This is a genomic window from bacterium, from assembly GCA_019912885.1.
In the GTDB taxonomy this organism is placed as follows: domain Bacteria; phylum Lernaellota; class Lernaellaia; order JACKCT01; family JACKCT01; genus JAIOHV01.
Map to the genome: position 1 here is coordinate 18,339 of JAIOHV010000047.1, position 12,361 is coordinate 30,699.

10 protein-coding genes and 1 other RNA gene are annotated in these 12,361 nt (G+C 65.7%); 3 read left to right on the top strand and 8 right to left on the bottom strand.

What is annotated here, in order from left to right; all coding sequences use genetic code 11:
- The first annotated feature begins 71 nt into the window (after positions 1-71).
- On the top strand, positions 72-1,337 hold the full coding sequence (gene tyrS, locus K8I61_03900) for a tyrosine--tRNA ligase (protein MBZ0271154.1): 1,266 nt from the start codon (positions 72-74) through the stop codon (positions 1,335-1,337).
- Between the two features lie 290 nt (positions 1,338-1,627).
- On the opposite strand, the gene K8I61_03905 is transcribed toward tyrS, so the two are convergent.
- Together K8I61_03905 and K8I61_03910 are read right to left on the bottom strand one after the other, a co-directional pair.
- On the bottom strand, positions 1,628-2,857 hold the full coding sequence (locus K8I61_03905; GenBank protein MBZ0271155.1) for a glycosyltransferase: 1,230 nt from the start codon (positions 2,855-2,857) through the stop codon (positions 1,628-1,630).
- Positions 2,858-2,877: 20 nt separating this feature from the next.
- Positions 2,878-3,531, bottom strand: a complete 654-nt coding sequence (locus K8I61_03910) for a DUF5752 family protein (protein MBZ0271156.1) — start codon at positions 3,529-3,531, stop codon at positions 2,878-2,880.
- A gap of 230 nt (positions 3,532-3,761) precedes the next feature.
- On the opposite strand from K8I61_03910, the gene K8I61_03915 reads away from it, so the two are divergent.
- The gene (locus K8I61_03915; GenBank protein MBZ0271157.1) at positions 3,762-5,135 is read left to right on the top strand and encodes a 6-phospho-beta-glucosidase; all 1,374 of its coding nucleotides are present in this window, start codon (positions 3,762-3,764) and stop codon (positions 5,133-5,135) included.
- A gap of 1 nt (position 5,136) precedes the next feature.
- Positions 5,137-6,054 (top strand): carbohydrate kinase family protein, encoded by a 918-nt coding sequence (locus K8I61_03920; protein MBZ0271158.1) that lies wholly within the window; start codon positions 5,137-5,139, stop codon positions 6,052-6,054.
- On the opposite strand, the gene K8I61_03925 is transcribed toward K8I61_03920, so the two are convergent.
- The 6 genes from K8I61_03925 to K8I61_03950 all read right to left on the bottom strand — a co-directional run.
- The gene (locus K8I61_03925) at positions 6,043-6,909 is read right to left on the bottom strand and encodes a hemolysin family protein (protein ID MBZ0271159.1); all 867 of its coding nucleotides are present in this window, start codon (positions 6,907-6,909) and stop codon (positions 6,043-6,045) included. The genes K8I61_03920 and K8I61_03925 overlap by 12 nt on opposite strands.
- Positions 6,906-7,364: an rRNA maturation RNase YbeY gene (gene ybeY / locus K8I61_03930; GenBank protein ID MBZ0271160.1), complete on the bottom strand. Its 459-nt coding sequence runs from the start codon at positions 7,362-7,364 to the stop codon at positions 6,906-6,908. The genes K8I61_03925 and ybeY overlap by 4 nt, the downstream gene beginning before the upstream one ends.
- Before the next feature lie 22 nt (positions 7,365-7,386).
- Positions 7,387-9,756, bottom strand: coding sequence for an HDIG domain-containing protein (locus K8I61_03935; GenBank protein ID MBZ0271161.1), 2,370 nt, complete (start codon positions 9,754-9,756; stop codon positions 7,387-7,389).
- Positions 9,740-10,831: a PhoH family protein gene (locus tag K8I61_03940; GenBank protein MBZ0271162.1), complete on the bottom strand. Its 1,092-nt coding sequence runs from the start codon at positions 10,829-10,831 to the stop codon at positions 9,740-9,742. Before K8I61_03940 ends, K8I61_03935 begins: the two co-directional genes overlap by 17 nt.
- Before the next feature lie 550 nt (positions 10,832-11,381).
- Positions 11,382-11,772: RNase P RNA component class A (rnpB, locus tag K8I61_03945), an RNA gene on the bottom strand.
- Positions 11,773-11,924: 152 nt separating this feature from the next.
- A partial coding sequence (locus K8I61_03950) for a ribonuclease HI family protein (GenBank protein ID MBZ0271163.1) occupies positions 11,925-12,361 on the bottom strand: 437 nt, incomplete at its 5' end.

Here is a 12,361-nt window from a genome sequence, read left to right on the forward strand (position 1 = left end):
GGGCCGTAATCGCCGCCCCGCTCGTAGCGGGGGGGGGTGCGCGGGTTGGTCCGCGCGGGTGAAAAAGCAGAATGACCGAAAGTGTCCTCACATATCTGAAACGGCGCGGGCACATTGCCGATCAGACGCACCCGGAGCTTGACGCCTTGCTCGCCGCCGAGCGCTTCACGCTCTACGCGGGCTTCGATCCGACGGCCGAGTCGCTGCACGTCGGAAACCTCGCGATCATCATCATGCTGCGCCGGTTCCAGGCGTTCGGACATCAGCCGATCGCGCTTGTCGGTGGCGGGACAGCGATGATCGGCGATCCCTCGGGACGCGAGATCGAGCGGCAGCTTCAGACGCGCGAGATCATCGCGGCGCGCGGCGAGCGCGTTCGCGAGCAGCTTTCGCGCTTCCTGCGTTTTGACGATGCGCCGGGCGGCGCTCTCATGCGCGACAATTTCGATTGGCTCTCGTCCCTGTCCCTGATCGATTTTCTGCGCGACGTGGGCAAGCACTTTCGCGTGCAGGACATGGTGGCGCGCGAGTCGGTGCGGCGGCGGCTTGACCGGCATGAGGGCATCAGCTTCACCGAGTTCTCGTATCAGCTTTTGCAATCGTACGATTTCTACCACATGTTCCTCGCCGACAATTGCCGGTTGCAGGTCGGCGGGTCAGATCAGTGGGGGAACATCACCGCCGGGACGGACCTGATTCGCACGATCACCGGCAAGGGGGCCTACGGCATCACCGCGCCGCTCGTAACGCGCTCGGACGGCACGAAGTTCGGCAAGAGCGACGACGGGCAGGGCAACGTGTGGCTCGACGCGGCGATGACGAGCCCGTTCGATTTCTACCAATTCTGGCTGAAGACCGACGACCGCGACGTGATGCGCTACCTGCTGATGTTCACGGAGGTGGATGGCGAAGATCTGGCCAGGGTCAGCACCGCACACGAGAAGAATCCGGGCGATCGCGTCGCTCACCGGCGGCTGGCGTTCGAGGTGACCGCGCTCGTGCATGGCGAGGATGCGGCACGCGACGCGGAAGAAGCGGCGAAGGCAGCGTTTTACGGCAAAGGCAAAAACGTGGACATCTCTTCCGTCCCGACAACGGATATTTCGCGGGCGACGCTTGCCGACGGATACACGATTGCCGATGCCTTTGTCGCGGCAGGGCTTGTCACGAGCAAGGGAGAAGCCCGGCGCAAGGCCGCGCAGGGTGGATTGCGCGTCAACGAGTGCGCGGTGACGGACGCGACAGCGACGATCACCGAGGCGGATTTCGAAGGCGACCGATGCGTGTTGCGTTTCGGGAAGCAGCGCGTGCATGTGTTGCGTTTGGCGGGTGAATAAAGGAAGACGCGCGGCGATGCCGGGGCGGTGCCGACCGCGCACTCCGCTTCGCTGCGTTTGCGGCCCTGACATCGCGGCGGACCTCGCAGCAGACGCGCGGCGATGCCGGGGCGGTGCCGACCGCGCACTCCGCTTCGCTTCGTTTGCGGCCCTGACATCGCGGCGGACCTCGCAGCAGACGCGCGGCGATGCCGGGGCGGTGCCGACCGCGCACTCCGCTGCGCTGCGTTTGCGGCCCTGACATCGCGGCACTGACGTCATACCACCGCGCATCGAGCGTCATTCGTCACTTACTTCAGCTCGATCCGCTCCTTGTTGCCGGTCATGACGCCGACGATGAGTGTCAGATATTCGCGAAGATGGCGCGTCAACAGGAAATTCTCTTTGACGAAGCGGTGCGCCTTTTCGCCCATCGCCTCGCGCTTTTCCGTTTCCTTGAGCAGGTAGCGGATGCGGTGCGCGGCGCCTTCGGGCGTGGCGACGAGAAATCCCGTGTGATGATCGGTGATTTGCAGGCGGATGCCGCCGACGTTGCCGCCGATTACCGGCTTTCGTTTCCACATCGCCTCGGTGACCGTGAGTCCGAAGCCCTCCTTGGTCGATTTTTGCAACACGATTTGCGCCGCGCGTTGCAGCGCGTTGATGTCGCGGTGCGCATCCGGCGGCAGCGCGAGGATCTTGATGTCCTTGTCCTCCGCTGCCGCGGCCGTCACCTGTTCGAGAACCACCTGCCCTTCCGGATCGTCGGTCGCGGTGCCGCCGGCGAGAACGAGTTGCAGCGGCACGTACGGCTTGGCGAGGCGATACGCCTGGATGACGCCGATGGGATCCTTGAAGCGGTCAAAGCGCGAAACCTGTACGACGATCGGGCGCGAACGGTCCAGGCCGAATCTCCTGCAGACCTCGTCGAGCTCGGACTCGGGCAGTTCGATGTTCTTTTCCGCGAGCGGATCGATGGACGGCGGAACAAGATACTGTGGATGATTCATCGGACGCACGAAATCCGGCATGTGCCAGATGCTCGCGTGATAGCGCTCGACGTATTTGCGCAGGTATTTCCACACGGGGCGATACGGGCGCGACACGTCGATGTGGCAGCGCCAGATCCATTTGTTTTTCAGGTCCGGGAAATGCTCGATGAGCGCGGCGGGCTGCGGATCGTGGATGAAGACGATGTCGGCCTTCGCGATTTTGTCGCGCAGGCGGTCGGCGTTCAGCTTGTTCGTCTCCTCGTAGGAGCGCAAAAGGCGCTCGGGGATGTCGATCGCATCGCCCTGCAACGTGTTGTGAAACGCCTTCGTGCAATCGTAGAACGCGGCCTCGCCAAGCACGACCTCCCACTCCGCCTCGATGCCGAGTTCGCGCTTGAGCGGAATCAGCCGGTTGAGGATCTCGGCGACGCCGCCTCCGGATTTCGTGGAGTTGACGTGCAAGACGCTGGCGCCCGGCATGGCGCGCGCGAGCTGGCGAAGCTCGTCGATCACGCCCGGGCCGGCGATGGTCGCGTAGGAATCGAGCATGGGGGTTTTCGAGACGTTCGTCATTTCGCGCCTCCATCCGTATGCCGCGCCATCACGGATGCGATTTTGTCGCGCAGTTCGGTGAGCGAGGAAAAAAACGGATCGATCGCACGCAGCTCATGAACAACGTCCTCGCATTCGGCGCCGAAACTCTCGAGCCAAAGCGAGAAGTCGTCATATCGTCCGGTGTTGCGGCGGCGCGCGTCGATGACGTGATAGAACACGCTGCCGGTCGAAAGCTGCGGAATGAATCTCGCCAAATCCGCCGGCGTCTCGAACGCGTGCGTCGTACTGAACACGACGATCTGCGACCGGATGAAGTGAAAGGCCTGGTCGCCCTTGGACCACGGAACGTGTTCGGATTCGTCGAGCCGGCCCTCGATGATTTCGAGCGTCTCGCGCCGCAAATCCTCCATGCTGCTGAAAGAGGTCGGATCGATGACGGCGAACCGCTCGGCAAGTCTTCGGTCGTTCAGCCCATAGCGCGCCCAGCTCGCGAAATCGTTCTGGTATTCGGGATCCTCGAAACGCGGGCGTAAAAGGCCATGCCAGAAATGGTGATAGAGCGAGCCCTCATCGATATCCGCCAGGTACAGGCCAAGCTCGCGCAGGTTTTGCGCGCGCCTGCCGGTCGCCAGGGAAATGAGGGCGCAGTCCTTGACGGCAAATGCCATAAAAATCCTCCTCTCATCGAAACGGATATTCGCGAAAAAAAGACGCAGCCGCGGCGCGGCGCCGGACAGCCAATCTATTTAATAAACGGTGTGCGCGCAAAAACGAGTGATACCCCCCACGTTTCCCCCGTCTGTCTCGTTACCGCGACCCCTTGATTTGATGAATTCACGGACGCATTCTCTCGCGCGCGCGGTCAGATATTTTTCACGCGCGGGAAGGAAACGAGCCCATGGGGATGCATCTTGCGATCGTCGGCGGCGGCGGCATCCGCACGCCGCTTTTCGTCGAATCGGTGCTCGCGCGCCAGAAGAAAACGCGCGTTATCGACCGCGTGACGCTGCACGACATCCAGCCGCGCCGGCTTTCGATCATCGAGCCGATGGCGCGCGGGCTCATCGAGCGATCAGGCGTGCCGCTCACGTTATCGGTGACGACCGATCTCGACGAGGCGCTCGCCGGCGCGGACATCGTCGTGACGACCGTGCGCGCGGGATTCGAGCGCGGGCGGATTCTGGACGAGCGTATCGCGCTTGACGAAGGCTGCATCGGGCAGGAGACCGTCGGCGCGGGCGGATTCGCGATGGCGCTGCGCAGCATTCCCGTGGTGCTCGACGTGGCGCGCCGGCTCTTTGACGCGAATCCCGGCGCGTGGCTTTTGAACTTCACGAACCCCGCGGGCATCGTGACGCAGGCGCTGCACGACGCCGGTTACGAGCGAGCGATCGGCATTTGCGATTCGGCCAACGCGCTTGCGCGCGACGCCGCGGCGTATCTGGGCGCGTCGCCGCGTGACGTGCGTCTTTCGGTGTTCGGCCTCAATCACCTGAGCCTCGCGTGGAAGGCCGAAATCGGCGGCGAGGATGTCGTGCCGCGCCTGATCGAAGACGACGCGTTTCTCGGCCGGTTCCTGGCGCTCTACGAGCCAGGCCGCCTGCGGGGGCTTGGCGCGCTGCCGAACGAATACCTTTATTATTACCTCTACGCCGACGCCGCGTACGCGCACCTGAAGCGCGAGGAAAAGACGCGCGGCGAGAAGGTGCTTGCGATGAACGAGCGATTTTTCGGCGGCGCGTTCGACGGCGCAAACGTGCGTTCGTTCGATGAACTGACCGAATTGCATCGCGCGGTGCTGCGCTCGCGGCACGAGACGTACATGGACTACGCGTGGAAGGAAACGGCGCAAAAAGCGCGGCCCGAGGAAAAGCTCCACGTGACCGGCGAGGGATACGCGGGCGTGGCGCTTGATTTCATCGACGCGCTCGCGGCCGACGCGCCGGCGCGGATCGTTCTGAACTATCGCAACGGCGGCGCGATTCCGTTTTTCGCGCATTCGGACGTGGCGGAGCTGTCGTACGACGTGTTCGACGGGACGTTGACGCCGGCGCCCGCGCCGCGCGGGATGGATGCGGGATTTGCGAAATTGCTGACGCGCGTGAAGGCGTACGAAAACCTGACCTGCCTATGCGCCCGCACGGGCGACCGCGATCTCGCCGCGGACGTCCTTTCGCTGAACCCGCTCGTACCATCGCGCGCGGTCGCCGCGCGGCTTGTCGAGCGATTCACCAGGGAGCACGAGGGCTTTTTGACGCGGCCCGCGGCGTAGCATGGATATCGTCATCGCGCCGAGCGGGCGCGTGTACCTCGATCTGATATTCCTGAATCTGGCGCGGCTGCCGCATCCGGGCGAGGAGCATTTCGCCCGATCGTTCTCGATCGTCGCCGGCGGCACGTTCAACGTGGCGCGCGCGCTGTCGAGGCTCGGGCAGCGCGCGCATCTGGCGGCGACGCTCGGCAACGACCCGGCCTCGGAGTTACTCGACATCCTCTGGAAGCGCGAGGGTCTGCCGCAAACGCTCGTCACGCGAATCGACGCTCCCGCGTCCGCGGTGACGGCGAGCTACAGCCTGGACGGCGACCGGGCCTTCGTTTCGTACATCGACGAGATCGAGGCCGACGGCGCCGGCGCCGTTCTCGATGCCGTGCGCGCGGACATGCTTGTTCTGCCGGGTGTGCCGGCACATGAAAGGCTGTTGCCGCTCGTGGAACGCGCGCGCGCGGCGGGGATTCCCATCTGCCTCGCCGCGCAGTTTCTCGGCGAGCGCGCGCGAAGCGCGACGGTAGCCGCTTATATCGAACGCGCCGACACGTTTATCTGCAACGCCGTCGAGGCGCGCGACATCACGGGCGAGAACGATCCGGTTCGCGCCGCCGCCGCGATCAACGCACGCGGGCCGCGCGCGATCGTGACGGACGGCTCGCGCGGGGCGGTGTTGGCCGGCGGCGATGGGACGATCCGGGTCGCGGCGCCGGCGATCGAGGCCGTGGACACGACGGGCGCGGGCGACTGTTTTGTCGCGGGATTCGTGGACGGCGCGGCGCGCGGATTCGGCGCGTCCGAGTCGCTGCGCCGCGCGGTGGCGGCGGGGACGCTCACGTGCCTGGGAGCGGGCGGGGCCGCCGCGCCGACGCGCGAGGCGCTTGAGGAATTCCTGGTGCGCGTTCCGGCCGCGTCAGTCCTCTGATTTCTCGCGCCCGGTTTGAGGCGCGAGTCGAACGAGCGCGCGCGTCACGCGGCGGCGGTCGGCCTCCTCGATACGCACCTCGTGAACGTCGAGCGCGAAGGTTTCGCCGGGTTTCGGGATGCGTCCGACGCGGTCGACGATCCAGCCGCCGATCGTGTTGAAGCTGCCGTCGGGTTTATCGCGATCGAAGTTTTCGAAGAAATCGTGCGCGTTGAAGCGCCCGCCCACGCGCACCCAGCCGTCCGCGACCTCCTCGATGAGGTCCGGCTCCGAGCGATCGAATTCGTCCTTGATGTCGCCGACGATGACCTCGAAGATATCTTCGAGGGTGATGAGCCCGCTGGTTCCGCCGTACTCGTTGACGACGACCGCGATCTGTACCTTGCGCGCCTGAAACTCGCGCAGCAGGTCGTCGAGGGGAATGTCCTCGCCGACGAAAAACGGCTTGCGCGCGATGTCGCCAAGGCGGATCTCGCCGTCGGTGCGTCCCCAGTGGCGAAGCAAGTCCTTCGCGTGGATGATTCCGATGATCTTGTCGAGGCTGCCGGTAAAAATCGGGATGCGCGAGTGGCCCGAATCGCGCATGCGCGCGAGCACCTCGGCGATGGTCTCGTCATCGGCGACAGCCGCGACGTTGATGCGCGGCACCATGACCTCGCCCGCGGGCGTGCCCGGCAGATCGATGATGCCCTGGAACATCTCGCCGGATTCGACGTCGATCAGGCCCTCGCGCTCGGCTTCGTCGAACATCTCCTCGAGGCGCTCCTCGATCACGCGCGCGCGCTGGGCATCCGACTCGGTCGCGCCCGGGCGGAACATGCGCTTGAACCACATCTGGATCGACGCCCGGCTCATCGCGCCGCCTTCGGATTCGCGCCGCCGGGCTTAACGCCCTCGGCGAACGGTTTCGCGACGCGGCGGAAAAGATCCGTTTCGAACGCGCGCATGCGCCTTGCGGCCTCGCGCCCGGCGCCCGCCTCGTGATCGTGGCCGACAAGGTGCGCGATGCCGTGGACGAGGCAAAAGAGCACCTCTTCCGCGGCGGGCATGCCGGCCTTTTCGGCGTGGCGCGCGCACGTCTCGACCGAGATGATCACGTCGCCAAGCAGCTCGTTTTCCGGCGCGGGCGCGCCGTTGACGGATTCGCGCTGCGACAGCGACAGCACGTTCGTGGGCTTGTCGCGGCCAAGATACTCGCGATTGATCTCGCGGATGCGATCGTCGCCGACAAGCAGCACGGACAGCTCCGCGCCCGCAAGGCCGCAATCGGCCAGCGTCGCGCGCGCGGCCTTTTGAACGGCGCGTTTCAACGCAGCGCCGGCGCGAGCCTCGTCACGCACGTGTACCGTCGGCAAGGCCGAGACTCCTTTCGTTGGGTTCACCGGGCCGCGGCTCCGGATATTCGATACGGCTGTGGTACACGCCCGTGATCGTCTTGACGAACGCGCGGTGCAGCCGGTTCAGGTCCTGCAACGTGAGATCGCATTCGGCAAGCTGCCCGTCGAGGAAGATGCCGTTGACCGTCTGCTCGACGGTCTGCTCGAGCCGCGCGGGCGTCGGGTTGACGAGTCGCCTGCAAGCGCTCTCGACCGCGTTCGAAAGCATGACAAGGGCCGCCTCGCGGGTGCGGGGCTTGGGGCCGGGATAGCGGAAGTCCGTCTCCTTGACGGCGTGGTCCGCGTCCTCGCGCTTTTTGGCGCGGTCGTAACACTCGCGAATCAGGCTCGTGCCGTGATGCTCGCGAATGATGTCGGTGATGCGCTCGCCCAGTCGATGCCGCCGCGCCAGCTCGACGCCCTCGCGCACGTGCGCGGTGAGGATGAGGCACGACATCGACGGGTAGAGATTCGCGTGCAGATCCTCGCCGTCGGGGCAGTTCTCGGAAAAATATTGCGGTTTGTTGATCTTGCCCGCGTCGTGGTAGAGGCCGGCGACCTTGGCGACGAGCGGATTGGCGCCGACCGCCTCCGCGCCGGCCTCGGCCAGCATGCCGACCATGACCGAATGGCGATACGTGCCGGGCGCGCGCACGACCATTTCCTTCAGCAGGGGGTGATTGAGACTCGCCAATTCCAGCACGGAGATGTCGCTCGTGTATCCGAACGCCCATTCAAAAATCGAGAGCACGGCGAGTACGACGAGACCGGACGACGCGCCGCCCACGAACGCGCCGGCCACCTCCATCGCGAGGTCGGTGAGCGATCGATCGAAGCCGGAGGAGCCGGCCAGGCAAAGCACGACGGCGACGTTCACCGCGCCGACGAAAAGCCCCGCCCGCGCAATGCGCGCGCGGCGCGCGGCCTGGCGGACGGCATGCGCCCCGGCAAAGGAAGCGGCAAGGACGAAGATCGTAAAGCTCATGTCGCCGCCGGCGAGCAGGCCCGCCAGCACGGCGAAGAGCACCGCGAAGAGGACCGCGATCTCCGAGTTCAAAAGGATGCGCACCGCCATCACGCCCGCGGCGGCGGGGTACATGTACCAGATCGCGCGCGGCGGGATAAGATCGAACATGCCGGCAATGACCGTCGACAACGCGACGCCGATGCGCAGCCCCAAAAGTCCCGCGACAAGCGCGAACGCGATGAACGCGACGTCGCGAACGAGCAAGCGGAATTTCCGGATGTTGCGCTCGGCGAACGTGAACATCACGGTGACGAGCAGAAGCGTCAGCGCGGAGACAGCGACAAAGTTCGCGAGGCGTTCGCGCGGCGAGGCGTGTTCGCGGATGTGACGCAGCACCTCCAGGCGCTCGTGCGTGATGCGCTCGCCCTCGCCGACGATGATCTGGTTCTTGGCGTATTTGACCTGCGAGGGCACGACCGCCGCGCGCGCGTCGGCGCGGCGTCGATCGGTTTCGGCCATGTTGATCGTGAGGTTCGGCGCGATGAGCCCGGCGGAAAGGCGCAGCGCGACCTGTTCCGCGCGCGGCGGCGCGGGCGTCGCGTTCATGCGCGCGCGCACGAGCGCGAGGACGCGATCGAGCTCGCTGACCGCCGCGGGATCGGCGACGACGGTTTCACGCCCGGTCGCCACGTCGCGCAGCACGAACGCGCGCGCGTCCGGTGGCATCGAACCGAGCGCCTCGTCGATCGGCCCGACGTCGGAGACGATCGGCCGCGCGCCGAACTCGTCGAGGATCGCCCGGGCGCGATCGAGCACCTCGGTCGAATAGCCCGATCGCGCGAGATACTGAAGTTGCGCGCGGTCGAGATTCCGGGCGCCGACATCGGCGGTGAATCGCTCCTGCGCGGCGGCCATTTCCTTGCGCGAGACGATATTGACGTTGCCCACGCCCGCCTCGCCGTCATCCGCGCCCACGCCGAGAAACTCACGCATGCGCGCAAACGCCGCCGCGAGCGTTTCCTTCGATTTCACGACGCGCGCGCTGTCGTAATCGAACACCGGCGGCGTGCGCCGGGCGGCCTCTTCGCGGCGCGCGTGCGTGCTTTCGGCGTCTTCCACGAAAAAGGTGCGCGGCGCCTTGATGGCGCGCTCGGCGTACGATCCGATCGCGTAGTCCGCGGTGAACAACGCGATACGCGGCGAAATCGCGAATCCGACGGCCAGACTCGTGACAAGCAGCATCAGCCAGCGACGCGTCACGATCGCGCGCGCCAGGCGCGACTCGCGCCAGCGCTCGGCGCGCGTGCCGCGGCGCGAGCGGGTCGTGCCGCCAGTATCGTCCTTATTCGACCGGAACATCGTCCGCTTTGGGAGGTTCGACCGGCGCCGCCGCATCGGATTTGCTTGCCGGCGCGAGAGAGACCGGCAAAGGCGGCCTCGCGCCGGTGTTCGCCGCGGCGATCACGGCCGGGTGTTGGGCTTCGTAATTTTCGTAGGCGTGGATGATCTCGGCGACCAGCGGGTGACGCACCACGTCCGACTTGTCAAAGCGGACGAATCGAATCTTGGCGACCTGCGCGAGGATTTGCTGGATGACGACAAGGCCCGACTTCGCGCCGATCGCGAGATCGATTTGCGTCACGTCGCCGGTGATGACGGCCTTGCTGTTGAAGCCAAGGCGCGTCAGGAACATTTTCATCTGCTCGGGCGTCGTGTTTTGCGCCTCGTCCAGGATGACGAACGAGTCGTTCAGCGTGCGCCCGCGCATGAACGCGAGCGGCGCGACCTCGATGATGCCGCGATCGAGAAAGCGCCGCGCCTTCTCGAACGGGATCATGTCGTGCAGCGCGTCATACAGCGGACGCAGATACGGATTCACCTTTTCCGCGATGTCGCCGGGCAGGAAACCGAGTTTTTCGCCCGCCTCGACCGCGGGGCGCGTCAGGATGATGCGCTCCACGGTACCCGCGAGAAGATCGGAGACCGCCATCGCCATCGCGAGATAAGTCTTGCCCGTGCCCGCGGGGCCGATCCCGAAAACGATGTCGTGCCGGCGGATCGCGTCGATGTATTCCTTTTGATGGATGCTCTTGGGCGCCACGATGCGCCGCTTGCTGCTGACGAGAATCTTGTCGAGAAAGATTTCCTTCAGGTTGTCGACGCGGCCGGACGCGAGAATGTGCGCGGCGTGCTCGATGTCGGATGCGTTGACGAGGTAGTCCTCGTCGCGCAGCTCGGCGATCTGCTCGATGAGCTTTTTCACCATCTGCACATCGTGCGTCTGCCCTTCGATGAACAGGCGGTCGCCGCGCGTCGAGAGCTTCACGTCGAGCACGTTTTCGATCGCGCGCAGGTTCTCGTCGCGCTCGCCGAAGATCAGTTCGCCCTGCCCGCCTTCGAGCTCGACATAAGGCACGCCGGAGCCGGAGTCCATCTGCAGGCGCAGGCGGCGCGGCTCGCGAGGGGGCGCCAGGCGGCGTTCTTCGCGCTCGTGCGGATCGGGCGCGCTATCGTCTTCGTCGCTCATGAACGGGCGGCGGTCACGGGGTCGCCGGTCGTTTCGGCGGCGGCGCGGCGGTTCCATGGGTTGAAGCTACGCCCTCCCCGTCGCGGCGGGCGGTGCGGCGGCGAACAGTATGAGGACGGAGGATCGAGGACGGAGGATGGAGTGAATCGCATTCGACGGTACACGAAGGACACCGAGAAGACACGGAGAACACGGAGTCGATTTCTTTGGCCGTAGCCGAAAATGCCTGCCTGCGTTCCCTCCGTGATCTCCGTGTCTCGCCTGTGCCCTCCGTGTACCGTCGAAACGACGCACCGATCCACCGACGCACGCATTCCGAGCGCACGCCCGCGCGAGCCGCGGCGAGGCCGCCGCCCTCAAACTTTCGGGTAATGATTCGTCAAACGGAATCTTCGCGCTACCTTGCCTGTCCTCGCGGGACGTTTCCTTTCGCGTCGCCGAAATCGGCGAAAACGGGGATCGAAGCGGCCTTGTAAGCCGGGTTCTGTCCGCCGCGCGCGCCCCCCGCGCGACGCGCGGCGCGACGATCATTCGTCTAGGACGACCGTTGCCGGCCGTCTCCAGCGACCTACCCGAGCATGGACGGGCCGCCCAATTTGCTCGCGTTGGCCTTGCACCGGGTGGGGTTTGCCTCGCCGCCGGTTTCCCGGCTGTCGCGGGTGCGCTCTTACCGCACCGTTTCAACTTTGCCTGTGCCCAAAACTGGGTGGGGACGGGCCATCGGCCGTTTGATTTCTGTTGCACTTTCCCTGGGGTCACCCCCGCCGGCCGTTAGCCGGCACCCTGCCCTACGGAGCCCGGACTTTCCTCCCGCGGCTTTCGCCGCCGGCGATCGCCCCGGCCGCTTCGATACGGGATTATGTAACGCGGATTCGGTTGCAGGCAAGGGGGTGGAAGTCAGCCGTCAGCCGTCAGCTGTCAGCCGTCGGCGGCAATCGACTGACAACCGAACGCTGAGAACTGATTGCTGATCGCTGACCGCTGATCGCTGACCGCCAAATCAGGCGCGCTCATCGATGGCTTCATTCGACAGGCGGTCGGCGATGACGTTCTGCTCGCGCGGGACGTGGCGGTAGGTGACGCGGCGAAACGACCGCTCCCTTGCGCGGACGATCTCGTAGAGCTGTTTCATGTCCGGGTGCTTCACCTTGTAGACGCCGGTGAGCTGCCGGATCATCAACTCCGAATCGGCGCGCACCTCCACCTCGCCCGCGCCGGCCTTGGCCGCGGCCTCGAGCCCGAGGATGAGCGCCGAATATTCCGCGACATTGTTGGTCGCCTCGCCGAGGTATTTCTTCACCACCGCGACCGCCTCGCCGTCGGGCGTGGAGACATACGCGCCCGCGCCCGCGGGACCGGGATTGCCGCGCGCCGCGCCGTCGGAGTTGAGGATGACGCGGGGGTATTTCGCCGCCTCGCGCGAAGGAGCCGCGGGCG